28 protein-coding genes and 1 riboswitch are annotated in these 26,197 nt (G+C 71.6%); of the genes, 5 read left to right on the top strand and 23 right to left on the bottom strand.

The window, feature by feature from the left end; translation table 11 throughout:
• Positions 1 to 132: 132 nt before the first annotated feature.
• Positions 133 to 939: a CbtA family protein gene (locus tag ACFW22_RS29425; RefSeq protein ID WP_386410212.1), complete on the bottom strand. Its 807-nt coding sequence runs from the start codon at positions 937 to 939 to the stop codon at positions 133 to 135.
• A gap of 14 nt (positions 940 to 953) precedes the next feature.
• The gene (locus tag ACFW22_RS29430; RefSeq protein ID WP_386410215.1) at positions 954 to 1,181 is read right to left on the bottom strand and encodes a CbtB-domain containing protein; all 228 of its coding nucleotides are present in this window, start codon (positions 1,179 to 1,181) and stop codon (positions 954 to 956) included.
• A gap of 59 nt (positions 1,182 to 1,240) precedes the next feature.
• Positions 1,241 to 1,320, bottom strand: a riboswitch (cobalamin riboswitch).
• A 182-nt stretch (positions 1,321 to 1,502) separates the two neighbouring features.
• Here ACFW22_RS29430 and ACFW22_RS29435 point away from each other — a divergent pair.
• A complete protein-coding gene (locus ACFW22_RS29435) occupies positions 1,503 to 2,078 on the top strand; it encodes a histidine phosphatase family protein (protein WP_386410218.1) in 576 nt (191 codons plus the stop codon).
• Between the two features lie 141 nt (positions 2,079 to 2,219).
• A complete protein-coding gene (locus ACFW22_RS29440) occupies positions 2,220 to 2,822 on the top strand; it encodes a DinB family protein (protein WP_386410221.1) in 603 nt (200 codons plus the stop codon).
• A 93-nt stretch (positions 2,823 to 2,915) separates the two neighbouring features.
• On the opposite strand, the gene ACFW22_RS29445 is transcribed toward ACFW22_RS29440, so the two are convergent.
• From ACFW22_RS29445 to ACFW22_RS29480, 8 genes are all read right to left on the bottom strand, one after another.
• A complete protein-coding gene (locus tag ACFW22_RS29445) occupies positions 2,916 to 3,107 on the bottom strand; it encodes a hypothetical protein (protein WP_386410224.1) in 192 nt (63 codons plus the stop codon).
• Positions 3,108 to 3,251: 144 nt separating this feature from the next.
• Positions 3,252 to 3,605, bottom strand: coding sequence for a VOC family protein (locus ACFW22_RS29450; RefSeq protein WP_386410227.1), 354 nt, complete (start codon positions 3,603 to 3,605; stop codon positions 3,252 to 3,254).
• Positions 3,606 to 3,931: 326 nt separating this feature from the next.
• Positions 3,932 to 5,020 (bottom strand): FecCD family ABC transporter permease, encoded by a 1,089-nt coding sequence (locus ACFW22_RS29455; RefSeq protein WP_386410230.1) that lies wholly within the window; start codon positions 5,018 to 5,020, stop codon positions 3,932 to 3,934.
• On the bottom strand, positions 5,017 to 6,051 hold the full coding sequence (locus ACFW22_RS29460) for a FecCD family ABC transporter permease (protein ID WP_386410233.1): 1,035 nt from the start codon (positions 6,049 to 6,051) through the stop codon (positions 5,017 to 5,019). The genes ACFW22_RS29455 and ACFW22_RS29460 overlap by 4 nt, the downstream gene beginning before the upstream one ends.
• 15 nt (positions 6,052 to 6,066) lie before the next feature.
• On the bottom strand, positions 6,067 to 7,119 hold the full coding sequence (locus ACFW22_RS29465) for an iron-siderophore ABC transporter substrate-binding protein (RefSeq protein ID WP_386410236.1): 1,053 nt from the start codon (positions 7,117 to 7,119) through the stop codon (positions 6,067 to 6,069).
• Between the two features lie 171 nt (positions 7,120 to 7,290).
• Positions 7,291 to 8,022, bottom strand: coding sequence for a hypothetical protein (locus ACFW22_RS29470; RefSeq protein ID WP_386410239.1), 732 nt, complete (start codon positions 8,020 to 8,022; stop codon positions 7,291 to 7,293).
• Positions 8,023 to 8,206: 184 nt separating this feature from the next.
• A complete protein-coding gene (locus tag ACFW22_RS29475) occupies positions 8,207 to 8,866 on the bottom strand; it encodes a beta-glucanase (RefSeq protein WP_386410332.1) in 660 nt (219 codons plus the stop codon).
• A gap of 289 nt (positions 8,867 to 9,155) precedes the next feature.
• On the bottom strand, positions 9,156 to 9,842 hold the full coding sequence (locus tag ACFW22_RS29480; protein ID WP_386410243.1) for a CDP-alcohol phosphatidyltransferase family protein: 687 nt from the start codon (positions 9,840 to 9,842) through the stop codon (positions 9,156 to 9,158).
• Positions 9,843 to 9,956: 114 nt separating this feature from the next.
• On the opposite strand from ACFW22_RS29480, the gene ACFW22_RS29485 reads away from it, so the two are divergent.
• Entirely contained in the window at positions 9,957 to 10,301 is a 345-nt protein-coding gene (locus tag ACFW22_RS29485; protein WP_386410246.1) for a hypothetical protein, read from the top strand.
• Positions 10,302 to 10,365: 64 nt separating this feature from the next.
• On the opposite strand, the gene ACFW22_RS29490 is transcribed toward ACFW22_RS29485, so the two are convergent.
• The 7 genes from ACFW22_RS29490 to ACFW22_RS29520 all read right to left on the bottom strand — a co-directional run bounded on the left by ACFW22_RS29490 (position 10,366) and on the right by ACFW22_RS29520 (position 17,990).
• Positions 10,366 to 11,550: a VanZ family protein gene (locus ACFW22_RS29490; protein ID WP_386410249.1), complete on the bottom strand. Its 1,185-nt coding sequence runs from the start codon at positions 11,548 to 11,550 to the stop codon at positions 10,366 to 10,368.
• A gap of 631 nt (positions 11,551 to 12,181) precedes the next feature.
• Entirely contained in the window at positions 12,182 to 13,219 is a 1,038-nt protein-coding gene (locus tag ACFW22_RS29495) for a pyridoxal-phosphate dependent enzyme (protein WP_386410252.1), read from the bottom strand.
• Positions 13,140 to 14,174: a GHMP kinase gene (locus ACFW22_RS29500; protein ID WP_386410255.1), complete on the bottom strand. Its 1,035-nt coding sequence runs from the start codon at positions 14,172 to 14,174 to the stop codon at positions 13,140 to 13,142. Before ACFW22_RS29500 ends, ACFW22_RS29495 begins: the two co-directional genes overlap by 80 nt.
• Positions 14,171 to 15,022, bottom strand: a complete 852-nt coding sequence (locus ACFW22_RS29505; RefSeq protein WP_386410258.1) for a Rossmann-like domain-containing protein — start codon at positions 15,020 to 15,022, stop codon at positions 14,171 to 14,173. Before ACFW22_RS29505 ends, ACFW22_RS29500 begins: the two co-directional genes overlap by 4 nt.
• 13 nt (positions 15,023 to 15,035) lie before the next feature.
• Positions 15,036 to 15,839, bottom strand: coding sequence for an ABC transporter ATP-binding protein (locus ACFW22_RS29510; RefSeq protein WP_386410261.1), 804 nt, complete (start codon positions 15,837 to 15,839; stop codon positions 15,036 to 15,038).
• A complete protein-coding gene (locus tag ACFW22_RS29515; protein ID WP_386410264.1) occupies positions 15,836 to 16,984 on the bottom strand; it encodes a FecCD family ABC transporter permease in 1,149 nt (382 codons plus the stop codon). The genes ACFW22_RS29510 and ACFW22_RS29515 overlap by 4 nt, the downstream gene beginning before the upstream one ends.
• Positions 16,974 to 17,990, bottom strand: a complete 1,017-nt coding sequence (locus ACFW22_RS29520) for an ABC transporter substrate-binding protein (protein ID WP_386410267.1) — start codon at positions 17,988 to 17,990, stop codon at positions 16,974 to 16,976. Before ACFW22_RS29520 ends, ACFW22_RS29515 begins: the two co-directional genes overlap by 11 nt.
• A gap of 149 nt (positions 17,991 to 18,139) precedes the next feature.
• Here ACFW22_RS29520 and ACFW22_RS29525 point away from each other — a divergent pair, with 149 nt between their 5' ends.
• A complete protein-coding gene (locus tag ACFW22_RS29525; protein WP_386410270.1) occupies positions 18,140 to 19,429 on the top strand; it encodes an MFS transporter in 1,290 nt (429 codons plus the stop codon).
• A 57-nt stretch (positions 19,430 to 19,486) separates the two neighbouring features.
• Here ACFW22_RS29525 and ACFW22_RS29530 read toward each other — a convergent pair whose 3' ends face one another.
• A complete protein-coding gene (locus ACFW22_RS29530) occupies positions 19,487 to 20,116 on the bottom strand; it encodes a YoaK family protein (protein ID WP_386410273.1) in 630 nt (209 codons plus the stop codon).
• Positions 20,117 to 20,545: 429 nt separating this feature from the next.
• Between ACFW22_RS29530 and ACFW22_RS29535 the strand changes: the two genes are divergently transcribed.
• Positions 20,546 to 20,920 carry a VOC family protein gene (locus ACFW22_RS29535; protein WP_386410276.1) on the top strand — a complete coding sequence of 125 codons (375 nt, stop codon included), beginning with the start codon at positions 20,546 to 20,548 and terminating at the stop codon, positions 20,918 to 20,920.
• Positions 20,921 to 21,333: 413 nt separating this feature from the next.
• Here ACFW22_RS29535 and ACFW22_RS29540 read toward each other — a convergent pair whose 3' ends face one another.
• The 5 genes from ACFW22_RS29540 to ACFW22_RS29560 all read right to left on the bottom strand — a co-directional run bounded on the left by ACFW22_RS29540 (position 21,334) and on the right by ACFW22_RS29560 (position 26,054).
• Positions 21,334 to 21,837, bottom strand: a complete 504-nt coding sequence (locus ACFW22_RS29540; protein WP_386410279.1) for a DUF6328 family protein — start codon at positions 21,835 to 21,837, stop codon at positions 21,334 to 21,336.
• 27 nt (positions 21,838 to 21,864) lie between these two features.
• Positions 21,865 to 23,139: a sugar ABC transporter permease gene (locus ACFW22_RS29545; RefSeq protein ID WP_386410282.1), complete on the bottom strand. Its 1,275-nt coding sequence runs from the start codon at positions 23,137 to 23,139 to the stop codon at positions 21,865 to 21,867.
• Positions 23,136 to 23,915, bottom strand: coding sequence for an ATP-binding cassette domain-containing protein (locus ACFW22_RS29550; RefSeq protein ID WP_386410285.1), 780 nt, complete (start codon positions 23,913 to 23,915; stop codon positions 23,136 to 23,138). Before ACFW22_RS29550 ends, ACFW22_RS29545 begins: the two co-directional genes overlap by 4 nt.
• Positions 23,916 to 24,034: 119 nt before the next feature.
• Complete coding sequence (locus tag ACFW22_RS29555; RefSeq protein ID WP_386410288.1) at positions 24,035 to 25,123, bottom strand: sugar ABC transporter substrate-binding protein; 1,089 nt, start codon at positions 25,121 to 25,123, stop codon at positions 24,035 to 24,037.
• A 163-nt stretch (positions 25,124 to 25,286) separates the two neighbouring features.
• On the bottom strand, positions 25,287 to 26,054 hold the full coding sequence (locus ACFW22_RS29560) for a hypothetical protein (protein ID WP_386410291.1): 768 nt from the start codon (positions 26,052 to 26,054) through the stop codon (positions 25,287 to 25,289).
• Positions 26,055 to 26,197: the final 143 nt, after the last annotated feature.

A 26,197-nucleotide genomic window follows, 5' to 3' on the forward strand; every position in this document is an offset into this window, starting at 1 on the left:
AGCGCCTCGAAGAACCTCGCCTTCAACGCCTCGAAATCCACGATCCCCGCAACTCCCTGAACTCCAGGGTGTTGCGGGGATCAATAGAACCCACCGAGGGCGTGCGGGGCACCGTCGTGGGGCAGTCCGGGATCAACCGGCGGCGGGGGCCCCGAGCCGGACTCCGCCGCCGGCGGTTTCCTCACGGGCCGCCAGGGCCTTTTGTGCGAGGACGCCGAAGACGACCCCGAACACGGCCCACAGCACCGCTTGGATGGCCAGCGTGGAAACCCGGAACTCCCAGAGCAGCGCAGCCGGGAAGCCGGCCTGGACGGCATCGTCGTTGTTCGGCAGGACGACGAAGGCGATCGCCGTGACGGCGACGAAGCCGGCACCGGCCGCCAGGGTCGCGTTCCAGTTGCCCAGGCGCGGTGCGAGGCGCCGTCCGGCGATCACGGCGGCGACCCCGAGGAGGACGCTGAGCAGGATCATCAGGAAGAACAGGGTGGTGCGCTTCCCGATCGTGTCGGGATTGCCGACGGCCGGCGGGGTCGCCGGGTACTTGAGGAACGGCACCAGGTACACGGTGGTGAACGCGGCGGCGGCGGTGAGCGCCGCCGTCGCCCGCGGGCTGAACCGGCCTATGCGGCCGAGGGCGAAGGAGAACGCCAGTGAGGCGATGCCGCCGAGGGCCACTCCGTAGACCAGGACTCCGGTGGCCAGGCCGAGGGTGGACTGGGTGGTGCGGCTGAAGCCCTCCTCTTCCTCTGAGGCTTCGGAGGTGGCCGTGCCCTCGTGGCCGGCGTGCGCTTCGTGGCCGCCCTGGGCCTCCTCCACGGCGATCGCGCCGTTCACGGAGGGCTCGCCCACCACGTAGGCCACCGCGAAGGCGAACAGTCCGGCGATCAGGCCCGCGAGCATGCCGCGGACCAGGAGGGATCTGACAGTCGAGGCGTGCATGTGCTGGTCGCCCCTCAGTGGCAGGGGAAGCCGAGCAGGTGGCGACCGTCGTGCACCCATTCGTGCACGTCGGTGCCCGCGAACACGGAGGTGGCGCCCTGCTCGGCGCCCACGAAGTACAGCGCGACCAGCGCGAGGAGGCCCACGAAGAAGGCCCAGGGAAGGACGGCGCGCACGGGCAGCGGGGCCGGTGCGGTGAGGGATGGGGCGGAAACGGCGGGGGAGACGACGGCCTCGGCCATGATGGAACCTCCTGTGGGAACTCGCGTCCCAGACGGTGGTGCAGGACGACGGTCCACGGGTCTGACTCACCGTGACGCCGTCTTCCGGGGCGCTGCGGCTTACAGTGGCGCGACCGTGCCGGATTCTCACCGGACTTCCGTCTCGCCGTCGTCACGCTGTTCAGATGTCGCCTGACCGTACCGCGTGCTGCGGTTCCAGCCAAGGGCGTGAGGCCCGGATCACGCTCTGCCACCTCCGGGGTAGAGTCCCGCCGACCGCTCCGTCGACCGCCGACCGCTCCGCTGACGGGTCAGCCGTACCCCTTGCCGCAAAGGATCCTGATGACAGTCCGGTTGACCCTGATCTCGCCCGCGACGGGCGAGGCGCTGCGCGAGGTCCGGTTCGATGACGACGGCCCACTCGATCCGACCGGCATCGCCCGGGCGGAGGCCCTCGCGTCGACAGTCGGTCCTGCTCCGCGCGCATACGCCTCTCCGTCCCGTCGTTGTCGCCGTACGGCGGAGGCCCTGGGCCTGCAAGCGGTCCCGTTGGGCGAACTCGCCGGCTGCGCGATGGGCCGGTGGCGCGGCCGTGGCCTCGCGGAGGTTGCCGAGGACGAGGCCGCCGGGGTCTCCGCCTGGCTGTCCGACCCGACGGCGGCCCCGCACGGCGGGGAGTCCCTGCGGGACCTGCGCGTCCGTGTCGGCTCCTGGCTCGATGACCTCCGGGACGGCTCCGGGCGTGTGGTGGCGGTCGTCGAACCGGACGTGATCCGTGCCGCGACCGTCCACGCCCTCGCGGTACCGGACGCGACGGCCTGGCGCCTCGACGTCCGCCCCCTGGCCGCGGTTCACTTCAGCGGGCGCGCCGGTCGTTGGAACCTGCGCGCCGGCGAGCCGCTTGCGCAACGGGGTTAGGCCCGTGTCTCACGCGGTGATGGCGACGGCTGCTTGCCGCGGGCCGGGGCGGGGGCCACGGACCGGCCTCGACCTGCCGGTCGTTGCGGACCGCGTGCGGGATCTTGAGGACAGGGGCAGCACGTGGCAGGCTCACGCCCCGTGATCGATGCATTCGCGAAGGCCAACCTGCACGAGAGACTGCGGCGGGACCGCAAGGCGTTGCTCTGGAAGCTCGACGGCTTGTCAGAGTACGACGTCCGCCGACCTCGGACAGCAACCGGAACCAACCTTCTCGGCTTGGTCAAACACCTGGCCGCCGTCGAGGCCAGGTACTTCGGCGAGGTCTTCGACCGCCCCTCCCCGGAACCGCTGCCCCGGTGGCAGGACCACGACGGCAGCGATCTGTGGGCGACCGAGGGCGAGACCCGCGATCAGGTCACCGGTTTCTACCAGCGCACATGGGAACATGCGGACGCGACGATCGACGCGCTTCCGCTCGACGCCCCCGGCCACGTGCCGTGGTGGCCGGAACCTCATTCCCGCACGAACCTGTTCGCCATCGTGGTCCACGTCCTCGGCGAGACCAATCGTCACGCCGGCCACGCCGACGTCCTGCGCGAGGGCCTCGACGGACGGACCGGGGTGCGCCCCGAATTCGAGGAGCAGATCGACGAGGAAACCCGTGCGGCCCACTGCGCGAAGATCGAGCAGGCCGCCAGGTCGGCGGTAGCGAGCAATGCTCACGGGGCGCCCCGCAATTGATCTTGGAGCGTGTCGGCCCGAAGGCTTGGCGGAGGCATCAGCTGACCGTGGTGCGGGCGGTGCGGGCGAGGGCCGGTGGCGCTTCCTCTCGCATCAGCCGTACTTCTCAATCAGTGGGGCACCGTCCTGATCGAGGTGCTCGGGCTTCTTCGTCGGTGCGGTGATCTGATCGGGGAACTCGCTCGCAGGCCCTCGGCATCCGTCGTCGACCTCGGCCTTCACGCCGGGGTACTGACGGGACTGCTCGGCGATGCCCTCGGTGCGCATGGCGGTCCGGTCGTGCATCAGGGCCGGCCGGGTGACTCCGGACCACAAGGTGCGGCCCCGGCGGTCGCTGATCGTGGTGGTCTCGATGCCGTTCTGCTCGCGCTTGCCGGAGACGAACGCCCGTCGTCCGGGCCGACCCGTCTTCGGGCGGTGGAGACACGGTCAGACGGGCTGCCACAGCTCGACCCGGTTGCCCTCGGGATCGGTGACCCAGCCGAACCGGCCGACACCCTCCATGTCCTGGACGTCCTCCGACACGTCCGCTCCCTTGGCGCGCAGTTGCGCGAGCATCGCATCCAGGTCACGGACCCGGAAGTTGAGCATGGTCTGCTGAGAGCGGGACCCGAAGGAGTCGGTCTCGGACTCGAACGTGGCGAACACCGTCGGCCCGGCTGGCTGACGCCACAGGCCGTGCTCGTCGGCGTCGATGCCCAGGCAGTCGAGGTACCACGCGTTCAGGGTCTTCGGGTCGGCGGCCCGCATGAAGTAGCCACCGATTCCAAGTACACGTTCCATGCCGCCATCTTGCCAGGACGACGGTCGGGCGCGGCACCATCACCGGCCTCATCCCGGATCAATCGCGGGGCAGTTCGCTTGGCGGCGATTCTGCCCGGCGGCGTCTGCCGTCGACGGCACGGGGTACTCCTTTGTTCCCCTTGTCAAGAAAATCATGGACATGCCTCATGCGTGGATCCGTCGCAGCGACAAGGAGCTGCGGGGCAACTGGTGGTGGACCGGATTCCTGCCGCTGCACCCGCGGACCGTCGAACCCTCCTACCGGACGGTGCCGGGGGCGGGAAGCCGCACGCGCTTCCCGCCCCCGGTCGATCGGTGTGGACGCGTCAGGCCGGGCGCCTCCACTCCCGCAACAGCAGGTAGCCGAGGTACGCGCCCCCCACCGCCATCGTGTACAGGCCGACCGGAAGGTTGTCGAAGACCGGTGACTGCTGGGCGGTCAGATCGGCCAGGACCAGGAGCAGGGCGCCGAGCAGCGTCGACATGACCAGGTGCGGTCCGCCGCTCCGGGTGACCCGCTTGGCGATCTGCGGTGCCGTCAGGGAGACGAAGGCGATCGGTCCGGCGACGGCGACCGCGCCGGCGGACAGGACGATCGACAAGGTGATCGCCGCGGTCGCCGTCCGGCCCGGACGGATGCCCAGACCGGTGGCGAGGTCGTCGCCCATCTCTCCGATGCGCAGGGGGCGCGCCAGGAGCGCCGCGGGCGGCAGGCAGACGAGCAGGATCAACCAGACGGTGGTCGCGTCGTCCCAGGAACGGGCCGCGAGGCTTCCGTTGATGTAGGCGGTGAGCGCGCTGGCCTTGTCCCGCTCGACGGCGTAGACGACGTACTGGGTCAGTGCCGTCGACATCGCGGCCACGCCGATGCCGGCCACGACCAGGCGGCCGGGGTTGCGGAACCCGGTTCCGGTGGAGGCGTAGACGACGATCATGGCGAGCACCGCACCGAGGAGCGCTCCGAGGGGAACCGGCACGAGGTCGGGGAAGAACAGTGCCGCCGCGGCTGCTCCCGCCCCGGATCCGGAGCCGAGGCCGATCACGTCCGGGCTGCCCAGCGGGTTGCGGGTGACCGACTGGAAGAGGGCGCCGGACAGGCCGAAGGCGGCACCGGCGGCGATGGCGACCACGAGCCGCGGCCCGCGCAGCCGGTTCAGCACGAAGGCGTTCTTGCCCGTGGCCTCGCCCATGACGGCGGACGGAAGGTCGGCCGGGTCGATGCCGAGCCGACCCATCGACAGGGTCGCCACGGCCGCTCCGAGGAGGAGCAGCAGCGTCACCGCGGCGGCGAACACGGTGCGGCGGCGGACCGGAACGGCGATCCGGGGACCGATCCGCAGGAGGGCCCGGCCGGCGGGTCGGAGGGACCGTGACGGTGTCACGGAGGGGGTGTCGATCCGCTCGGCGGTCGTCATGTCGCTCCTCTCATGCGGCGGACGGCGAAGAGCAGCGCGGGTGCGCCGACGAAGGCGGTGACGACGCCGACCATGAGCTCCTGCGGCCGGAGCAGGACCCGGCCGATGACGTCGGCGAACAACAGCAGGGCCGGACCCACGAGCGAGGTGAAGACGATCTGCAAGCGGAAGTCGGCGCCCACGAGCGCCCGGACGACGTGCGGGACGGCGAGTCCGACGAAGGCGATGGGGCCGACCGCCGCCGTCGCCGCGGCGCTGAGGAGGGTGGCGGCAAGCAGTCCGGCACCCTTGACGCGCACCGGATTGATGCCGAGGGAAGCAGCCTTGTCGTCGCCCATCGCCATGGCGTTGAGACCGGGGGCCAGGAGCACGGCGAGGAGGAAGCCGGCCGCGGCGAACGGGAGGACCGCCCAGAGGGCGTCGAAACCGCGTCCGCCGAGCGAGCCCACGACCCAGTACCGGTAGGTGTCGAAGACCCGCGGCCGCGACAGGGCGACGGCCTGGATGAACGCGGCCAGGACGGCGGAGAGCACCGCACCGGCGAGCACCAACCGGACCGGGCTGCCACCGCCTCCCGCCGTGCCGATGAGGTGGACGGCGACACCGGTCACCAGGGCGCCGACGAGCGCCCACCAGATCGTTTCGCGCTGTCCGGCGGCACCGAGGAACGCGGTTGCGGCGACGATGCTGGCGGAGGCGCCCGCGTTGATGCCGAGGAGTCCCGGCTCGGCAAGGGGGTTGCGGGTGATGCCCTGCATGAGGGTGCCGGCGACCCCGAGGCAGAGCCCCGCCAGCAGGCCGAGTGCGGTGCGGGGGTAACGGCTCTCCACGACGGTGCGGAGATATCCGTCCTCTTCGCCGGTGACGACCCGTAGGACGTCCGCTGCGGACGTCGGCTTGCTGCCGAACATCGCACTGGCGAGGACCGCCAGCGCGAGCAGGACCAGGCACAGGACGGTCGCTGTGAAGTGCCGGGCAGGGCCCCGCCGCACGAAGGCGGGGACCTGCCCGGTCCGGGAGGGAGTGGTCACGCCGGGGACCTGCTGCTACTTCCCGGCCTTGGCGACGGCCTTGTCGATCATCGGGAGGTAGCGGTCGATGCTGTACGGCACCGTCAGCGGGTTGATCATCGAAGAGGCGGTGACGAAGGGCTGGTCGTTGCTGTAGACGAGCGCCCCCTTCTTCACCGCGGGGATCGCCGCGTACAGCGGCTGCGCCTCGATCTCCTTGCGGGACTTGTCGTCCATGTAGAAGGTGAAGGCGATGTCGCTCTTGGCGAGCTTGTTGGCGTTCTCCAAGCCGATCAGGGCGGAGTCGGTGCCCTCGGTCTCCTTGAAGGTGTTCACCACGGGATCGACCGTGAGGCCGAGCTTGGAGACCATGGCGACGCGCTGCTCCTCGGGCTTGAAGACGCCGAGGGTGCCGGGGCCGGTGTTGTAGATGTACGAGAACGTGACGTTCTTGTAGTTCGGGCGGCTCGCAGCCGCGTCGGCGAGCTTCTTGTCGATGTCGGCGGTGAGGTCCTTGGCCTTCTCCGGCTGGCCGAGCGCCTTGGCGACGATCTCGATCTGCTGGTCCCAGTCGGTGCTCCACGCCTGGTCGGGGTAGGCGACGGTCGGCGCGATGTCCTTGAGGATGTCGTACTGCTTCTGGGTGATGCCCGACCAGGGCGCCAGGATGACGTCGGGCTCCAGCTCGGTGATGGCCTCGATGTCGAGCTCCTCGCCGCCGTCGAACTGCCGGGGCAGCGTGGCGCCGGCCTTGGTCACGGCGTCGTGGATCCAGGGGAGGTAGCCGGTCTTGTCGCTGCCCCAGGGGTAGCTCTCGATGCCGACGGGGACGTTGCCGAGGGCGATCGCGGTCTCGGCGGAGCCCTGGCCGAGGGTGACGACGCGCTTCGGCTTCTCCTTGATGACGGCCTCGCCGAGCGCGCTCTTGATGGTGACGGGGAACGCGCCCGTCGAAGCCCCGGTCGCGGAGTCCTTGGTGTCGTCCGTTTTGTCGTCGGATCCGCACCCGGTCACCATGAGGCCGAGCGAGACCGCAGCGGCGCCCGCCGCGAACACGCGGCGGCGAAGGGGGGTGAACACAGCAGGCATGGCGGATCCTTGTCTCCGGGCAGAGGTGTGCTGACAGCCCGCGTGCGGCCTCCTCGGACAGGAGGTGCCGAGGCGACGGCCATCACGGGGGCGTCTTGTTAGGTGAGCCTAACCTATCTTTCTTCTGCTCGGGGTGCCAGGGCCTGCCCCCGGCTCCCGGGTGAAGGGGGGTCAGCCCATCGCTTCCCATGCCGCCGTCAGGCCGTCCAGCCAGGCCGGCGGCAGCTCGGCGGCGTCCCACTCCTCGTGCAGCTCCGCCGGAGCCGTGGTGAGCCGTTCCAGGGCGGCCACGCTGGTGGGGGAGTGGACGAGGGAGTACCGGCCGTGGATCGCGATCGCGCTGCCCGGTCCGTATTCGGCGTACAGCCGCTCCAGGCGATCCCGATGGCCCGTGGTGAACTCCGTCAACCGTCCCGCGTAGCCGGCCCGCTGACGCGAGGTCATGGTCCCGAGGACGGCCCGCAGCACCTGCTCGGTGACCTCGGGGTCCAGATCGGAAGCCTCGGTGAAGGAGAGGTAGAGGGGGGTGACCGCGACCTTGGTGCGCTCCAGCTCCGTCCGTCCGACGGGAGGACGTTCGTCCGGAGTCGAGAGCGAGGGGGCCGAGGCGACGGCATGCCGCAGCGCCCGCTCCGAGATGGCGCCCAGCTCGTCGGCGACGGTGCGGGCCCCGTCGAGCCAGCCGGAGGCGTAGGGGGCACCCTTCTCCGTGGGGGTCTCGCGGTCGCGGCCGTCGATCTCCCGGTACGCGAGGGCCAGCGCCCCCGCCTCGACGAACCCGATGAGCTCCTCGGCATCGCCGGACCACACCCCCGCTCGTGCGAGCAGTTGGAGCAGTGTCCTCTTCGCGTTCAGGACACTGGCCTCATCCAGCTGCTGCCGTCCTTCTCCGGCGGTGCTCACGGGGTCCTCCTCGTCGTAGGGACGGCGCGGTGCGGGTGCGTGGAACGCTCCGTTCGAGCCTACGCAACTCCCCTTGCCCTGAGATGCGCCTCCCTCCTCGCCGGTGGTGCGCGTCACCCTCCGGTGCCCCCGTCGGGTCCCGAAGGCGCATCGGTGCTCGTGTCCGGCGCACCGGCCCCGTGCCTCAGCGACGGTACACGCGCAGCTCCGTCACCTCGTACGACATCTCCGAGACCTCCTGATCGGGGGCCGGGTGGTAACGGCCCGCACACACCGAGAGGTTCACGATCAGGTGGGCCCGCCAGGAACGCCCCACCCCGCGGCGGTCGTCGAAGGCGCGGACGCCGTTGACCCACCACACCACGGACCGCGCGCCGAACTCGACCCGGAGGTCGATCCACGCCCCGGGGCGGACGGCCGGATCCCGGAAGTAGTGGTACCGGTTGCGCACCCGGTTCGACAGCTCCAGGAGGTCCGGATTGTCGGGGTGGTACTCGAAGACGTCGATCTCCTGGCCGCCGTCGAGCCAGGTCCAGATCGCCGGCCAGGCACCCGTCTCCACGGGCAGGCGCACCCGGGCTTCCAACACGTCGCCGGTGCGCACCAAGAACCCCTGCGCGCTGCCCTCCGTGGTCAGCAGTCCGGCGTTCCAGTAGCCGTCGCTCCTGCGGGTGGCCCGGAAGGTGCCCGACCTGCTGTACGCGGGGTCCTCCACCAGATGGTCGAGCTTGTTGTCGCCGGGGTTCCTCGGCCCGCCGCCGGGATAGGCCCACGAGTGGCCGGCCACCCACTGCTCGGTAGAGGCGAAGTCCGCATCGAGGACGAGGTTCGCGGACGTCGACACCGGTCCGTGCGTGTCGGGTCCATTGCTGCGCCGTCGGAGTCGGAGTCGGTCGAAGAAGTCGGACAACACGGCACCACTCCTTTCGTGCGGACCGTGGTCGATCCGCGGGTGATCCGTCCCACCTTGCACCATTCAAGTGAATGAGATGGATGTTTGGCGACAAGTCGTCACCAGACGTGGTGAACGCCCTCGGACCGCCGTACGACGGGTCCGTGCCGGACGCTTCCGGGGAGGCCGCTTCGGGAGCGGCCGGGAGCAATGGACCCAAGGGCGAGGGCGGCGGGTGCCGTCACCGGGAGTCGGGAGCGCCGCGCAGGAGGCTGCGGGCGGCGAACACGATCTGCAGGGCGGCGGCGGGACGCAGCAGGGCGGGACGGGGCCGTTCGGGCATCCGGTCCCGGTGCAGGGCGGTCGCGGTGACGGCGACGACCGGCAGGCCCCAGGCGGCCACGGCTGCGGCCCGTGGCGTGCGACCGGTTTCGTGTCGCCAGGCGTGCCACGTCCAGAACGCGGCGTCGGCAAAGGCGTCGGCGTAGTCCCCGAAGGGAGAGGTGGTGCCGTGCCGGCGGGCGAGCCGTCCGTCCGCGAGATCGAGGACGATCGCCACCACCCCCGCGAGGCGGCGATCGCCACCGGGCAGGGCGGGGAGGTTGGCCCGCAGCAGTGTCAGCACATCCGCGGCTGCCAGTCGCCGCCGGTGTTCCAGCAGCCCCAGGTGGGAGGCGCTCAGTGCCCAGCTGGTGGCCACCCACCGGGGGCCCGGCCGTCTGCCCGCGCCCCGTGCGCACAGCGCTCCGTGCAGCACGGTGAGCTCGGCCAGGGCGCGCGGGCGCCGGGCGGCCTGGAGCAGTGACCGACGGGCGGCCCGCACGAGGAAGAGCACAACCGCGGCGGGGGAGAAGCCGTCTTCGTGCAGTCCGGCCAGCAGCGCGTTCGTAGCGGCGCGGCTGTCGGACGCATCGAAGACGGAAGCCATGCCCCTCCTCCCTGCCGGACCGCGGTGACCCTGCCGGCCCGTGGTGTCCACGCTACGGGCCGAATCGCCCGCCCCTACCTGGGGCGGGCGACGAGGGCGATGCGGGAGAAGGTCGTGGTGTTGGAACGCGGCTCGGACCTGGTGCTCGCCGCACACCGCACCCCCGTCGCCGGCGGTCGGCTGACCGCGACCACGGTGGAGACGGTCAGGTTCACGCGCCCGGAGCGGGTCGACTTCCGCCTGGTGCGCGGGCCGGTGCCCGCCGTGACCGAGACGTTCACGCTCGTCGAACGGGGCGACGGTACGCGACCGGTGTACGAGGGGCGGCTCGGCACCGATCTGTGGTGGGTCGGGCAGTGGTGGGGCGGCCTCGTCGCCCCTCGGTGGGAGGCGACGGTCGCCGCCTCCCTGGCCGCGATCCGCCAGGAGGCCGAACGGGGATCGTCGTCGACGCCGTGAACCCCTTGCGCCCCTGGTGCGGGCCGGACCGGGGAGCCCGCCCCCGGTGCCGCCGGACGGGTGATCAGGCCGCTGGGCCCAGGTCCTCCGGGCGTTCCGCGGGAAGGCGGGCGTGCCCGGGGGAAACCGGACTCGGAGTCGCGAGGTTGACCACGTCCGACCAGCGTTCGTACGAAGCCCGGTGGTCGGGGCCCAGGAGGACGGCCAAGGGCGGGGAACCCCAGGTGACGATGGCGGCGAGCAGGGCCGCATGGGGCAGGAGCGGTCCTGCGGGCCCGGGAACGACGAGGGTGGCGGTGTGATGGGCGACGGCCAGCCAGGCCAAGGCGAGGGGCAGGCAGTGGATCCAGGCGCGTGCCGTGGTCCGCAGGAACCCCGACCTGCTGCCGTCGGGCCGCGCCAGGCGCAGGAGTACGGCCCGTTTGCCGGGGGTGGTGGCGAAGAGGGCGGGCAGGAGCCAGAACCACAGCAGCCCCAGGGCGGCGCCGGCCGCAAGGGCGTAGCGGCGACCGGTGGACCAGTCGGTGACGCCGGCGAGGAGGCCGGTGGTCAGGGTCCAGGCGACGAGCCAGCCGGCGAGGTCGATGAGGAAGGCGAGCGCCCGACGGGTGAGGGTGACGCGATGACCGTAGCGGGTGCGCTCGCGGTCGGGGTCGTTGGCGGGCAGCAGGCGTGCGAGGGGGCCGGCGAGGAGCCAGCCGAGGAGGGCGCCGGTGGTGTTCAGGGTCAGGTCGTCGACGTTGAACTGCCGGTAGGGGCAGGCGTAAACGAACCACAGACCGGTGTACTGGGTGGTTTCGAAGAACAGCGAGGTGGCGAAGGCCACGGCCGTCGCGGAGAACAGGCGCAGGCGGAAGTGGTACCGGAGGTAGACGCCCAGGGGAAGCAGGAGGACGGCGTTGAGGGCCGTCGTCCAGGCCGAGGGCAGTCCGAGCAGGGTGCCCGTGGACCAGTCGCCGTTGGCGGCGGAGGCGATGCGGCTCTGGAACGCGAACGGCTGCAGTTGGGGGCTCTCGGCGTAGCGGACGGTGGTGCAGTGGGCGTCGGTGTCGGCCGGCAGCGGCATGACGGTCTGCAGGAGCGCGGCCAGGAGGTAGAAGACGAAGCTGTAGAAGACCAGTACGGGCCAGCCCCCGGCACGGCCCCTGGTGCGGTAGCCGTGGATCGCCGCGGGAACCATGACCGCAGCGGCGACCAGGGGGAACAACGTGAGCGCCGCCTCGACGGGCAGCAGATAGGTCCGGAACACGACAGGTGCCTTCTGCGGCCGGGTGCGCCGCGATCACGGGGAGCGAGGAGGTGGGTTCGGGCGGGGTCGCGCGGATTCGACCGGCACCCCACGGCACGGGGCTTTTTCCCCACTTGTTCAGGCTAGGCGATTCGGAGCGGTACCGATAGCGCCCCGGCCCGCAGCGGCACGAGGGCCCCTTGCTCCTTGCCCGGGTGGGACGGCCGGCCCGCACGACGGGCGAACGCCCCTTCGCGGCCCGGCGTCCCGTCCGGACCGCGGAGCGGCAGGCGGGCGCGCTTGCAGCCCCCGTCCGCCTCGACGACCTACGGTCGGACCATGGGGTTCAGGACCGTGCCCGGGACGGCACGCCCGGCGATGGCCACCGGCAGGCCCACCCCCTCGGGGTACGTGCCCCCGGGCCCCTTCCGGGCACGGGACGGTGACGGCTGCACGCTGCACGGATCCGCCCCTCGCGGCCGCGTGACGTTCGGGGCCGCGCCCCTCACGGAGAGGATTCTCGATGCCCCAGGAGTCGGCGTCCACGCGCAAGGCGGACCGGGACGGGGCCGGGGCGGCCCTGTGATCCACCGCCGGGCCCGTAGGCCCCGCGGGTGCGGGCGCCCCGGCCCCGGCGGGTGCGCCGGTGCGGTCACCCGGTGACCAGGGGGTCCGCCGGGGCGCGGTTCCAACACATCCGGGACCACGGCAGGGCGAGTTGGCTCTGGTCGTGGACTTCCCGTGGGGCCAGGTCGGAGAGGCAGGTGGCCCTGTGGTGCTGGGCGTGGACGGTCTCGGCGTAGCGGTGGCCGGTGTCGGCGGCGATGAAGAGCACCGTCCGCTCCAGGGAGCGGTCGCGCTCGTGCCGGGCTGCGAGGTATCCGGCCCCCGCCGACAGCCCGGCGAAGACCGCGTGCCGACGGAGCAGGTCGACGCTGCCGGCGAGCGCGGCGTCGAAGGAGATCCAGTGCAGGGTGTCGTACAGTTCGTGCGCGACGTTGCCGAAGGGGATGGAACTGCCGATCCCGGCGATGATGATCTCGGGGTCGTGGACGTGTTCGGCGCCGAAGGTGACGCTTCCGTACGGCTGGACGCCGACGAGTTCGACGTCTGCCCCGCGGTGCGGGGCGCGGGTGGCCCCGGTGGCCCGGCGCAGATAGCGCGCGAGGGCTCCGGTGGAGGCCCCCGACCCGACCCCGCCGACGACGGTGAGCCCGTCCGCTCCAGTCTCCCGACGGATCAGGTCGGCCACCGTACGGTAGCCGAGGTAGTGGATGCCGTCGTGGTACTGCCGCATCCAGTGGTACTCGGGATGCTCGGCGAGGATCTGATGGATCCGCTGCACCCGCCGCTTCTGGTCGAGCTTGAGGTCACTGCACGGCTCCATCTGCTCCAGCGTCGCCCCGAGGAGCGTCAGTTGGGTGCGCAGCGTGTCGTCCACCGTCGTCGAGCCGACGATGTGGCAGCGCATGCCGTGGCGGTGACAGGCCAGGGCGAGGGCGTGGGCGTAGATGCCGCTGGAGCTGTCCAGCAGGGTGTCCCCGCGGCGCACGGCTCCGGTGTCGAGCAGGTGGCGCACTGCAGCGAGGGCCGAGACCACCTTCATGGTCTCAAACCGCAGGCACAGGAGCCGGTCGTCGAGGCGTATCAGAGCAGGTCTCGCCAGCGACTCCGCGATGTGCTGGTCCATGCTGGTTCTCCTCGGTGGGGGAGGTCGTGAAGGTCCGGGTGACGGGGATGTCGTGGGCTTCGAGGGCACCCAGACAGTCGTGGACGCGATGGCGCAGGTCCGGTGCCGCCGGGTCGAAGAGGACGCCCGCCACCGCCCCGCTGTGCGCGATCTGCACCCCGACTGCCCCGGTCCGGCGGGCGATGTCCGTCAGTGCCTCGAACTCGGGGTGGCCGAGCACCTGCTGGCCGCGCCGGGCGCTGGCGGTGGCGACCGTGCCGAGCAGGTGTGCGTCCCCGGTGGCCACGGCCCGGCGCAGCGCCGCGCGGAGCCGTTCGTAGCGGCGTACGTCCTCGTCCCGCACTTCGGGTACGGGCAGGGACAGGGTGTCCACGGGGGCGGCTCCGCCGAGGGCGCAGCCCACGACGACCAGCGGGGGGAGGGCCGGACCGAGGGCCTCCAAGATCCTGCCCTCCCGCTGGGCGAAGAGCACCGGGCGGCCGTCCAGCATCAAGGGGTCGCAGGCCGACTCGGCCCGCACGGCGAGGCGGGCGATCGTGGCGACGGGCAGCCGCAGCCCGTACGAGTCCGCGACCGCACGCACGGTGGCGATCACCTCACTGGTGGAGCTGCCCATGCCCAGGCCCACGGGCACGTCACTGCGGAGCCTCAGTTCTCCGCCGCAGGGCGGTGCCCCGGTCCGCCCGCTGCATTCGGCCGTGGCGAGGGCCGCGGCCCGTGCGGCCTTCGTGCGGTCGGAGGGCACGACCACGAGCGCCTCGGGGGGCGTGTCGGGCCGGCGGGTGAACACGGCGGTGCTGCCGGGGTCGGCCATGGGGAGGGTGACCAGGCCCGCGCACCGTCGCCCGTCGGCGTCGAGGAAGACTCCCTGGAGGATCTCGCCGTGGTGGCAGGGGGCGCGTCCGGTGCCGAGCACGGCGATGCCGGTTGCTGCCGGGTGGGTGGCGGAGGTCATGCGCCGCCCGCCGTCCGGTAGCGGTACAGGACCGTCTCTCCCGCGCTGAACTGGGAGAAGGGAAAGGGCTCTGCGGACAGGGCGGTCACGCCGGAGCCGAGGAAGGCGCGGGCGACGGCGCTGCCGCTCTGTGCGTAGACGATCAGCGGGATGCCCCGGGAGCGGCAGCGCTCCAGGATGGTGTCGAAGGAGCCGTTGCCCAGGGTCATCCCGGTGACGACGGCGGCCTCGGCCCGGTCGAGCACCTCGTGCATATCGTCGGTCACGGGGTCGCCCCATTGGGTGGACTTCAGGTTGAAGTCGCAGGGCAACGGCTTCCCCCCGCGTTCGCGCACGGCCGCGACGAGCGGGTTGACGACGCCGATGATGCCGACCTCGCCGCCCCGTACGGTGTCGAGCAGGCCTGCGACGGCCGCGTCGCGGGCCTGCGCACGGACTTCCGGCGTGCCGGCGGGGAGGACGACGGCCTCGGCGTCGTCGGCCGTGCGGTGCGGGTGGACTTCGGAGAGGTAGGCGTCGAGGGCGGCGATCCGCAGGGGGCGCGGGGCCTCGCGCAGCAGGACGTCGAGCGGGGCGCCCGAGGAGTCGCGGCAGATCGACGGGGTGATCTCGCCGGCTTCGAAGGCGCAGCCGCCGAACGAGCCACCGAGGCGGACCAGCACGTACTGGTTCAGGTACGTGGTGTCGCCGTCGGCGAGGCGGGTGCCGTGGTGGATCCAGAACACGCTGGTCGCGTGCAGTTCCGAGGGGCGCGGGCCGTGCTCGCCGGCCAGGACGGCCTCGATGAGGCCGTCTACGGACGTCGCGGTGGCACGGAGGCGGGCAGGATCGGGGTGCATCCGGGGCATGGGTTTCCTCGGTTCAGGGAGTGGAGCGGGACGTCGACGCGGCGACCGGGGCGCCGAGCGGCCCCCGGTAGGCGATCTGGGGGTGTCCCCGTGCGTCGGTGGTGAGTTCGGCGTCGACCTCGAAGACCCCGGCGAGTCGCTCGGCGGTCAGGACGGCGGCAGGGGGGCCGGAAGCGACGAGGCGGCCGTGGTGCAGGAGCAGCAGGCGATCGCAGTACCGGGCGGCGAGTGACAGGTCGTGCAGGGAGACCAGGACCGTCTGCTCGGTGCCCGACAGGAGCTCCATCAGCTCCAACTGGTGCTTCACGTCCAGGTGGTTGGTGGGTTCGTCCAGCAGGATCCCGTACGGTTGCTGGGCCAGGGCGCGGGCGATGTGGGTGCGTTGGCGCTCGCCGCCGGACAGCGTCCGCCAGGGGCGGTCGGCAAGCGAGGTCAGTCCGAGGCGTTCCAGTGCGGCGGCGACCACCGCCCGGTCGGTGGGGTCCGGCCCCCGCCAGCGGCCCCGGAAGGGGGTGCGTCCCAGGTCCACGACGTCGGTCACGCGCAGATCGCTGTCGGCCTCCGAGTCCTGCGCGACGAAGGCGATCCGACGGGCCGTCCGGCGCGCGCTCCAGTGGCGCACGGGCACGCCGTCGTACCGGATCGTGCCCGTGTCGGGGACCCGTAGACCGGCCAGGCAACGCAGCAGCGAAGACTTGCCCGATCCGTTGGGCCCGAGCAGCCCGACCGTTTCGCCGGACTCGATCTCCGCACTGACGCCACGGACCACCGGCCGGCCCGCCACCGACCAACCCATCTCTTCGACGGTGATCCTCACAGTTCGCCCTTCCTGCGCAGGACGAGGAGGAAGAGCGGCGCGCCCGACAGGGCGGTGAGCACGCCCACCGGAAGCTCACGGGGGGCGAAGGCGGTCCGCGCCAGCGCATCGGTCCACACGAGGAACACCGCACCCGCGAGCGCCGCGTACGGCAGCAGGGCCCGGTGCAGCGGTCCGACGAGGAAGCGCATCCCGTGGGGGACGATCAGACCGACGAAGCCGATGGCGCCGACGGCGGCGACGGCCACGGCGGTCAGTGCGGCCGTGATGACGAGCAGCAGCATCCGTGTGTGTCGCACGTCGATCCCGAGGGACGCCGCGGTGTCGGTGCCGAAGGCGAATCCATCGAGGGAGCGGGAACACGACCAAGCGGCGGTCAGCCCCAGCGGGGTGACGATCGCGCAGACCGCGACGGTGTTCCAGCGGGCCGGCGCCAGGGACCCGAGCAGCCAGTGGGTGACGGCCCGGGTGGTGTCGGCGTCCGCCGAAGCCATCAGGACCAGCGAGGTCAGTGCGGTGAAGAGTTGGCCGACGACCACTCCGATGAGGACGATGCGGACCGGGGCCAGGCCGGTGCGCCGCAGCAGCAGGAGGAGCAGTCCGAAGGAGAGCAGCGCACCGACCAGGGCGCCGCCCGTGACCCCGAGCGCGTTCGCACCCACTCCGAGGACGACCACGGTGACGGCTCCTGCGGACGCCCCCGAGGAGACGCCGAGCAGGTAGGGATCGGCGAGCGGATTGCGGGTGACGGCCTGGAGGATCGTGCCGCACACGGCGAGGGAGGCCCCGACGAGGGCGGCCATCAACACGCGCGGCAGTCGGAGGTCCCAGACGAGGGAGTCCAGCAGCGGCGGCAAGGGCGCCACGTCCAGGCCGATACGGGACCCGAGGACACGGGCGAGGTCGAACCAGCCCACGTCGGCGGTGCCGACGCGCACGGCCGTGGCCACCGAAGCCGTCAGCACGCCCGCGGCGAGGAGGAGGGAGCCCGTCCGGGCCGCTGCGGTCCGGCCCGGACGGGCCGTCGCTCCCAGCGGCGCGGTCCGCGACCGGGTGGTGACCGCGTCTTCCGCCGCTGCCCGGCTGCGGGCCGTCGGAAGCAGGAGCCCCGCCGTTCCCCCGCGGGCGGTGGGGTCAGCGGACACGGCCGAGGTCCTTCATGCCGTCGGCCAGCAGCCCGAGTGCGTGCACGGAGCGCACCGACGGGTCGAGTTCGATGCCCGGGACCTCAAGGATCTTGTCGTCGCGGACCGCGGCCAGTTCGGAGACCACGGGGTGGGTCGTCAGCGCGGCGCGCTTCTCGGCGGCGCTGTCGCCGGGCCGGCCGCGCTCGGACAGGTCGCCGATCACGATGAAGTCGGGTTCGCGTTCGGCGACTTCCTCCCAGGAGACCTCCGGCCAGTCCTCGTCGACGTCGTCGAAGGCGTTCTTCGCGCCGACGATGCGGCTCATCTCGCTCGGCAGTCCGGTCCCGCCCGCCACGTACGGCATGCCGTTGAAGACGGAGTAGAGGTAGACCACGGTCGGCCGGTCCGCCCCGGGGAGGTGTCCGGGGGCGTGTGCACCGGCTTCCACCAGTGCGGAGCGTTGGGCGGTGGCGAGTTCCTCGGCCCGCTCCTCGACGCCGAAGGCCTCGCCCAGGTTCTCGTAGTCGGAGAAGAGCAGTTCGAAGGCGGTCTTGCCGGCCTGGTTCTGTCGTGGACAGTCCACGGCGCTGACGAAGGTGGGAACCCCGAGGCCGGCCAGTTCCTCGCGGGTGCCGGCCCGCTCCTCGGTGTACAGGTCCGTGGAGCTCGCGACGACGAAGTCGGGTGTGGCCGAGCGCAGTTGCTCGCCGGTGGCGATCTTCGGGGCGATGACCGGGACCTGGGCGTACGCGGCCTCGTACTGCGGGGGGATCTTCGTCTTGAGGTTGGCGGTTCCCGCCATCCGGTCCTGCAGCCCGAGTGCGAGCAGGATCTCGGTCGAGGCCTGGTCCAGGGTGACGGTCCTGTTCGGCGGCTCGGTGAAGGCCACGTGACGGCCGCAGCTGGTGAAGGTCGCCCGGGCGGCGGGCCCGGTGTCCGCCTTCGCGCCACCGGCTGTCGTGGAACAGCCCGCGGTGGCGAGGGCGATGGTCAGGGCGAGGCCGAGGCGGGCCGGGTGGCGCATGGATCCTCCGGTCGAGAGGGGGCGTGGGCGTTGTGGTGCACCGGGCAGGAGTGCCGCGTTCGAAGAGTACTGTAATGGTAATCATTTTCAATAACGACCCCGGGGCGGATCCTCCGAACCGGTCCCCACTGCCAAGGAGCCATCACGCCGTGACGACCACACCCGCACCCACGGGGGCCAATCCCGCGCCCCCGCAGACGCGTTCGCTCCTGCGCGAACCCGCGTTCCTGCGCCTCTGGGCCGGCACCACCGCCTCCGGCCTCGCGACCTGGGCCCTGCCCTTCGTCCTCGGACTCGCCGTCCTCCACCGCGACCTCGGTGCCGCCGGCCTCGGACTGGTCCTCGCCGCCCGCACCGCGGGTTTCCTCGTCGCCGTCGCCGTCGGCGGAGTCCTGGCCGACCGCCACTCCCGCCGTACGGTCGTCCTCTGGTCCGCCCTGATGGCCGCCGTCGCCGCGCCCCTCCTCATCGCCGGGCTCGGTCGCTCGGTCGCACTGATGACGGTCGCGGCCGCCCTCGCGGGCGCCGGACAGGGGGCCTGCCGCCCGGCGTTCCAGGCGCTCACCGCGGAGACCGTCATCCCTGAGCACCGTCAACGGGCCAATGCCGCCATCACCATGGCCGTGCGGAGCTCCACGCTCGCCGGCCCCGCCCTGACCTCCCTGCTCGCGACCTTCCTCGACGTCCGGACGCTGCTCCTCGGCATAGGACTGCTCTGGGTGATGGCGGCCCTCATCCCGGGCAGGGGTGCCCGAGCGGCAGCGGAACGCCTCGACGAGCCCGTGCCGTGCACCGGCTTCCGCGCCGATTTCCTGGAGGGGATGCGCGAGGCGCGCCGCCATCCGTGGTTCCTCGCCGGACTCGCCGCCCTCGGCGCGGTCATCACCCTCGGCTACTCCGCGACCAGCGTCGCACTGCCCCTCATCAGCCGGGACCGCTACGGCACCGAGTGGGTCCTTGCCGCGGCCATGACGGGGTACACCCTGGGGGCGCTCGCCGGGGCCGCGGTCATCGCCCGCTGGCGCCCGCGCTCCCAGGGCCTGGTCGCCCTCGCCGGACTGGCCGCGTACGGCTTCGCGCCGCTGAGCCTGATGCTGCCGGTGCATCCGCTGGTGGTCGTCGCCGCGTACGTCCTCGCCGGAGTCGGAATCGAACTCTTCAACGTGCCGTGGTTCACGGCCACCCAGCGCGAGGTCGCTCCCGACAAACTGGCCCGTGTCTCTTCGCTGGACTTCCTCGTCTCCTACGGCCTGGCGCCGGTCGGACTGGCCCTGATCGCCCCGGCCGTCCACGCCTTCGGGGTCACGGCCGTACTCGCCGCCTGCGCCGTCGTCTGCTTCCTCGCACCGGCCGCCGCGGCGCTGGTTCCCACCGCCCGTCACTTCGCGCGGACGCCACCGGCGCCCGTCGTCCGCCCCGGGGCCCCGGCACGCCGGTGAGGCATGCGGTGCGGCCCCCCCGGTCCCCGCTCGTTCGCGGCTTCCCCGCCGGAACGGCTAGCGCCGTCGGCGGGCGACCGATGCGACGGCGAGCAAGAGGGCCAGGACCACGATGAGAACCCCGTGCACCCCGGCGGCCTTGTGGAGGAGGCCGCCGGTCAGTGCCCCGGCGGCGAGCACCACCACGGACACCCCGCGCCGTACCGCCGCCGGCCCCGGTCGATCCGCGGCGAGCCCGGTCAGGGCCCGGGTCATCACGGTGGTGGTCAGATCGGGCAGCCCCAGGCGGTGCACGACGGCGTTCTGCAGCCCCATCCCGCAGGCCAGGGGCACCAGGACCGCGTACCGTCCCCACCCCGCTGCCTCGGCGGTGAGCGCGAGCGCGACCCCGAGCGCCTGGGCCGCGACCAGCAGCGGGAACAGTCCGCCCGGCTCCGCTTCCCGCCGCCAGGCGCCGCCGGCCACCGCCCCGGCCAGGAAGCCCGCCACCGCCACCGTCGAAGAGAGGGCCGACAGTTCGGAAACCCCCGACAGGGCGAACCCGAGGAAGACCACATTGCCCGTCATGTTGGACACGAAGACCCGGTCGAGCCCGAGGAAGCTCGCCGCGTCCACCAGCCCGCTGACGAACGTCAGCACGAGCAGCAGCGGCACGAAGCGTGCGTAGCGGTGGCCGTTGGGGAACATCCACCGTGCCGTCGCCCCACCCGTTGGGGACCGCACCCACTTCATCTGATTCCTCCGTGGACACTCCGCCCTTCGGGACGGAGGGGAAACGCACCCCTGTGGAGCGGGGTGGAGGGCGGTGTCCCGCCACCGGGGCGGAGAGCCGTGCTCCGCCCCGCAGGTTCGGTCTTCGGAAGCCGGCAGGCACTTCCGGCCATTGGCGTGGCGGGAACGGACGGCACCGCTTGCCGGGGGGAGGGCGGCTCCCGTAGCGTCCCCGACATGAACACCGGAACGGCGACACGCCACGCACGGACGGGCCATCCGGTGGAAGGCTGATCGCTCAACGGGGCCCCGCGAGGTGCCCCGGGAGTTCGGCACGAGGACCGCCCGGTGCGGATGCACCGCGCACCTCCTCCACACGTCGAACCCAACAGCGAGGTCATCCCCATGGCAGCAACGTTCAACCACACCATCATCGCGTCCAAGGACCGCCACGCATCGGCGCGCTTCTTCAGGGAGCTGCTCGAACTTCCCGAAGCGCCGTCCTGGGGCCCCTTCGTGAACGTCCAGCTCGCCGACGGCGTGCTGATCCAGTTCGCCGAACCCCCGGTGGACATCCAGATGCAGCACTATGCGTTCATGGTCGACGACGAGCTCTTCGACCGCGCGTACCGACGCCTGTGCGACCGGGGCATCGAGCACTGGGCGGACCCGCACATGCAGCGGCCCGGCGAGACCAACACCGGGCACGGTGGGCGAGGGGTCTACTTCAAGGACCCCTCGGGACACGCGATCGAGCTGCTCACGCGTCCCTACCTGTAGGTCGGGCAGGGGGCGGCGGACGCGGCTTTCGAAGCGGTCCCCGGGGGGCGCCCTCGCGGACTGGGTCCCCGAGCACGTCGTGACGCCGCTCGCCGTCGACCCGGATCGGGGCTGGTCGCTCCTCCCGACGGAGGCCCCCTCTTCCGCCACGGCCCCGAACACGTGCACCGGCTGCGCGACGCCTACCTGGAGCCCTGGACCGAGGGGGACCGTCCCTTCCGGAACTGCGTCGCGTCGCGGTGCTCGCCGCTCGGCTCGCCGCGCTCGGCCGGGCGGTCCCGTGGTTCCGCCTGTTTCCCGGCACACCGCGGGCGGGGTGTGCCGAAGCGAGTGCCCACCGGCTGAACGAGCTCTTCGCCGAGGCCGCGCCGTGCTGATCCACCGGTGAAGGGGGCTTCCCGGTAGTGCCCGGGTCAGTCCTCGTTGGTGTAGCGGAAGCGCACCCACAGGGGCAGGACGAACCAACAGATCAGGTACCAGGCGAGGACACCGGCGACGAGCCACGGCACATAAGGAGCGTGCGTGACGACCCGGAGGACGAGGAAGAGCGCCGACGTGAGGGTGGCGAGGAGCAGGACGAGTCCGGTGAAGGTCAGGCGCGAGGCCCAGGTGACCGTCTGGGGTTTGATCCGGCGCCCCGACACGATGCGGTGGAAGGCGACGGGGCCGATGAGCGCACCGGTCGCGAGCGAGCCGAGGACGATCGTGACGATGTAGATCGCCTTGTCGGTCTGTTCGAGGCCCTGGAACTTCGGGGTGAACACGACGGTGAGCAGGAAGCCGAGGAGGATCTGCACGCCGGTCTGTGCCACCCGGATCTCCTGGATGAGCTCCTGCCAGCGGCGGTCGGCCCGTTCCTCCTCGGTCTCGTTGCGACCTCGGGCGTACCCGGCCGTCGCCCTCGGGCGCTCCTCCACGGAAACCTCCTCGGCGGGACGGATGGTTCAGGCGCGACCGGCGGCCTTCTGGCTCCGGCGGGACAGCGAGTCGATGACCACGGCGGCCAGCAGGACCGATCCCGTGATCATGAACTGCACGGCATTGCTCACTCCCATGATGTTCATGCCCGATTGGATGGATCCGATCACCAGGGCGCCGAGGAGGGCGGACCAGACCGAGCCGCGTCCGCCGAACAGGCTCGTGCCGCCGATGACGGCCGCGGCGATGACGTTCATCAGGAGGTTGCCGCCCCCGGAGGTCTGACTTGCCGACTGGATCTGTCCGGCCAGGAAGATGCCGCCGACCGCCGCCATCGTTCCGGCGATCGAGAAGACGCTCATCCGGACGAAGGCCACGCTGATGCCGGCCCGGCGCGCGCCTTCGATGTTGCCGCCGACGGCGAAGATCTGGCGCCCGTAGGAGGTGCGACGGAGCACGAAGTCCAGCACCACCAGCAGGATCAGGAAGACCAGGAGCGCCAGCGGCAGCCCCTGGTACTGGTTGAGGGTGTAGGCCGCTGCGAAGGCGATCGCGGCGATGACGACCGTACGGAGCACGATCTCGGCGATCGGCCGCGAGGGCACCCCGGCGGCCTGGCGGCGCCGGGCGTCGAGGAGCGCGGCGGCGAGGAACAGTCCGACCCCGACGGCCGCGGTCACATAGGCCGCGGCCGGGCTGTGGAAGATGGTCGAGTAGAGCTTGGAGACGACGCTCTCGCTCGGGATGTTGACGGTTCCGCTGGTGCCGAGGACCTGGAGCATGAGGCCGTTCCAGGCGAGGTTGCCCGCCAGGGTGACGACGAACGCCGGTACGCCGACCTTCGCGAAGAAGAAGCCCTGGATGAGGCCGACGGCCGCTCCGCCCGCGATGGCGACGAGCAGCGCCAGCCACTGGTTCATGCCGTTCAGGACGTTGAGCACGGCGAAGAGGGCGGCGCACAGACCGCTGACGGAGCCGACGGAGAGGTCGATCTCGCCGAGCAGCAGCACGAAGACGATCCCGACGGCGATCATGCCGGTGCCGACGATCTGCTGACTGAGGTCGGAGAGGTTCTGGGCCGACAGGAAGGTGCTGTCGAGGCTGCCGAACACGGTCCAGATGATGATCACCGCGACGACGACGGGGAGTGACCCCAGCTCTCCGCTGCGGAGCTTGCGGCGGAATTCCCCGAGGTACCCCCGGATGCCCTCCTCGCGGACGAGCAACCGACTGTCGACCGCGGGCAGCGCTTCGGGAGCCGGTTCCCGGGCATCGTCGGGGGGCGGTGGGTCCCGTCTCATCGCTCCTCCTCCCGCTTGCGGGCCTGGCGACGGGTGACCGCGCTCTCGGTGGCCCCGGTGATGGCGGAGATGATCTCCTCGGTGGTCGTGGAGCGCTTGTCGAAGAAGCCGTTGTTCCGACCGAGGCGCATGACGGCGATCCGATCGGCGACCGCCATCACGTCCACCATGTTGTGGCTGATCAGAATCGTGCCGAGCCCGTGCTCACGGAGCCGTTCGACCAAGTCGAGCACCTCTGCGGTCTGTTCCACGCCCAGTGCGGCGGTGGGCTCGTCCAGGATGACGATCCGGGGGTCGCCGATCAGCGAGCGGGCGATCGCCACGGTCTGGCGCTGACCGCCGGAGAGGGAGGCGACGGGGATCCGGACACTGGGGATCCGGATGGACAGGGTGTTGAGCAGCTCGCGCGAGCGTCGTTCCATCCGGACCTCGTCGAGGATGCCGAAGCGGTGCAGCTCGCGACCGAGGAAGAGGTTGCCGACCACGTCGAGGTTGTCGCACAGGGCGAGGTCCTGGTAGACGGTGGCGATGCCGAGGTTCTGGGCGTCGTGCGGTCGGTTGATGCCGACCGGGCGGCCCTGCCATTCGATCACGCCCTCGTCGGGCGGGTTCACCCCGGCGATCGCCTTGACCGCGGTGGACTTGCCGGCGCCGTTGTCGCCGACGAGTGCGACGACCTCTCCCGCGTGGACCTCCAGATCGAAGTCCTTCAGTGCTTGGACCGCGCCGAACCGTTTGGAGATCCCCCGTAGTGTGAGCACGGGTGACTCCGGCAAGGGAACCGCCTCCTCCGCTCGCCCGTTCGCGGCTGCTCGGGACCGGCCGCGACAACCGGGGCGTCCTCGGGACCGACTTCTGAGGACCTGTCATTCGGGGCCGGACACCGAGGACCCGCTCATTCGAGACCGGCGTCCTTGCAGGCCGCCGCATAGGTCGGGGTGCAGATCTCGCTGACCGTGTAGAGCCCGTCCTTGACGACGGTGTCCTGGATGTTGTCCTTGTTGACCACGACCGGGGTGAGCAGTTGGGCCGCGACCTTGTGCTCGCTGCCGCTGGTGACGGTGGTCGGCGTCAGGTCGGCCGGGAGCGACTTGCCCTCGGCCAGGTTCACGGCCATCGTCGCGGCGATGTCGGCCTCCGGCTTGTACGGTTTCTCGACCGTGATCGTCTGGGTGCCGATGAGGATCCGCTGGATCGCGTCGAGCTGTGCGTCCTGACCGGTCAGCGGCACGTTCATGCCGGCCGCCTTGAGGGCGGTCGAGATGCCGGCGGCCAGTCCGTCGTTGGCCGAGTAGACGCCGACGATGTTGTCCTTGCCGAGCGAGCTGATGGCACCGGACATCTGCTGGTTGGCGTTGTTCGGGTCCCAGTTCGGCGTGTCGTACTCCTTGCCGATCTTCACCTGGCCGTCCAGGACCGAATGGGCGCCGGCCTTGAACTCGGCGGCGTTGGGGTCGGTCGGTGACCCGTTGTGCATCACGATCACGCCGTCCCCGGCCCGGTCGCCGAGGGCCTCCAGGAGTGCTTCGCCCTGCAGCTCGCCGACCTTGCGGTTGTCGTACGAGACGTAGGCGTCGACGGGGCCCTGGGCGAGGCGGTCGTACGCGACGACCTTGACGCCCGCGTCATGGGCCTTCTGCACGGAGGACTGGATGGACTTGGCGTCCACGGCATCCAGGATGAGGACCTGGTCGCCCTTGGCGAGGGCGGTGTTGACCTGTTGCTGCTGGGTGGTGGCGCTCTCCGCGGCGTTGTAGTAGTCGATCTGGGCCCCGGGCGCCAGTTCCTGGATCTTCGCCTCGATGTAGGGCCGGTCGAACTTCTCGTACCGCGTGGTCTTGCTCTCCGGAAGCAGCAGTCCGATCCTGATGTCCCCCTGCTTCTGGCTCCCCGCCCCCAGGGCCGTTGCGCTCGTGGCCACCACTCCCAGGGAGAGGACTGCGGCTCCGGCCAAGGCTATTGCGCTCCGCAATGAACGGGTCATGGGAGGCTCCTTTCGCACGCCTTCCCTCCTCCACCTCGTGAGTGCGGGAACGAGGACGCACATATCGCCTACCTATCGACATTAGTCGCAAGCTGAAGGCAGGCAAGCGGGTGAGCACCGGCTCGCCCGTCGCCATGCGGTCGGCGAACCGGTGCACCGGCGCTCAGGAGGGCGTCGCCGGCCCGGTGGCTCCGTCCGCGGCGCGCAGCAGCCGCAGGAACGCCTTCAGGCCGGTGATGATCTCCTCGTTGTCCGTGAGGCGGTTCACCGTCGCCTCGAACTCCCTGGCCAAGGCCGAGATCCGCCGGTCGGTCTCCTCGGCCCGCTCGTGTGCGGAGAGGCCCACCGCATCGACGGTGCGGCGCAGCTCGGCCAGGGCCCGGTACTGCTCCTCCGCCTTCTCGCCGAGCACCGTCCCTCCGCCCTCCAGGGCGGCCACCCGCTCGCGCAGCGCGACCACGTCGTCGCGCGGATACGTCACCTCCCGGAGCAACACTCCGAGCCGGCGCCGCAACTGTCCGAAGTACGCCCCTGCGGGCCGGAAGGAGGTGCTGAACAGGAAGAGGGCGGCGCACCAGTAGCCCGCCGCCCGCCCGGTCGCCACGGCCACCGCCAGTGCCGCACAGGCCGACGCCAGGTGACCGGCGACGGCGACCCACAGCATCACCCGCGCGATCCGTCGCGCCTCGGCGTCCCGCCGGCCTGAGACGTCGAGCCCCTTCTCCCGGCTGACGGCGATCTCGGCGAGTACCGCACGGGCCCGGAAGTACAAGTTCCACGGTGCCGTGAGGAGCAGCAGGAACCAGAGCAGCCCGAGGGTCCCCGCGCCCACCGCGAGGACCGTTCCGGGCGGTGCCCCCACCGCGTACGCCAGCAGCAGTGCCCCCACCGCGAGCCCCCCGGCCACGAACGCACCGACGACCTTGCCCATGCAGCCCCCTCCGGACGGTTCATCAGCCCGGCGCCATGCTCCCCCGGAGGGGTGACGGCCGGCATGAGTACCACGACTCAGATCGAGGCTGGCAGTGCGCCGCCCGGAGTGGGACGATTCGTATGAAGCGACGATGAGCCCGG

Origin of the sequence: Streptomyces sp. NPDC058872, from assembly GCF_042743065.1 — a bacterium.
Classification (GTDB): domain Bacteria; phylum Actinomycetota; class Actinomycetes; order Streptomycetales; family Streptomycetaceae; genus Streptomyces.

Bases quoted from the DNA above. Each gene is read 5' to 3' on its own strand.
- ACFW22_RS29425 (WP_386410212.1), bottom strand. From the start codon at position 939: ATGCACGCCTCGACTGTCAGATCCCTCCTGGTCCGCGGCATGCTCGCG.
- ACFW22_RS29430 (WP_386410215.1), bottom strand. From the start codon at position 1,181: ATGGCCGAGGCCGTCGTCTCCCCCGCCGTTTCCGCCCCATCCCTCACC.
- ACFW22_RS29435 (WP_386410218.1), top strand. From the start codon at position 1,503: ATGACAGTCCGGTTGACCCTGATCTCGCCCGCGACGGGCGAGGCGCTG.
- ACFW22_RS29445 (WP_386410224.1), bottom strand. From the start codon at position 3,107: ATGCACGACCGGACCGCCATGCGCACCGAGGGCATCGCCGAGCAGTCC.
- ACFW22_RS29450 (WP_386410227.1), bottom strand. From the start codon at position 3,605: ATGGAACGTGTACTTGGAATCGGTGGCTACTTCATGCGGGCCGCCGAC.
- ACFW22_RS29455 (WP_386410230.1), bottom strand. From the start codon at position 5,020: ATGACGACCGCCGAGCGGATCGACACCCCCTCCGTGACACCGTCACGG.
- ACFW22_RS29465 (WP_386410236.1), bottom strand. From the start codon at position 7,119: ATGCCTGCTGTGTTCACCCCCCTTCGCCGCCGCGTGTTCGCGGCGGGC.
- ACFW22_RS29480 (WP_386410243.1), bottom strand. From the start codon at position 9,842: ATGGCTTCCGTCTTCGATGCGTCCGACAGCCGCGCCGCTACGAACGCG.
- ACFW22_RS29495 (WP_386410252.1), bottom strand. From the start codon at position 13,219: ATGGACCAGCACATCGCGGAGTCGCTGGCGAGACCTGCTCTGATACGC.
- ACFW22_RS29500 (WP_386410255.1), bottom strand. From the start codon at position 14,174: ATGACCTCCGCCACCCACCCGGCAGCAACCGGCATCGCCGTGCTCGGC.
- ACFW22_RS29505 (WP_386410258.1), bottom strand. From the start codon at position 15,022: ATGCCCCGGATGCACCCCGATCCTGCCCGCCTCCGTGCCACCGCGACG.
- ACFW22_RS29520 (WP_386410267.1), bottom strand. From the start codon at position 17,990: ATGCGCCACCCGGCCCGCCTCGGCCTCGCCCTGACCATCGCCCTCGCC.
- ACFW22_RS29530 (WP_386410273.1), bottom strand. From the start codon at position 20,116: ATGTTCCCCAACGGCCACCGCTACGCACGCTTCGTGCCGCTGCTGCTC.
- ACFW22_RS29535 (WP_386410276.1), top strand. From the start codon at position 20,546: ATGGCAGCAACGTTCAACCACACCATCATCGCGTCCAAGGACCGCCAC.
- ACFW22_RS29545 (WP_386410282.1), bottom strand. From the start codon at position 23,139: ATGAGACGGGACCCACCGCCCCCCGACGATGCCCGGGAACCGGCTCCC.
- ACFW22_RS29555 (WP_386410288.1), bottom strand. From the start codon at position 25,123: ATGACCCGTTCATTGCGGAGCGCAATAGCCTTGGCCGGAGCCGCAGTC.
- ACFW22_RS29560 (WP_386410291.1), bottom strand. From the start codon at position 26,054: ATGGGCAAGGTCGTCGGTGCGTTCGTGGCCGGGGGGCTCGCGGTGGGG.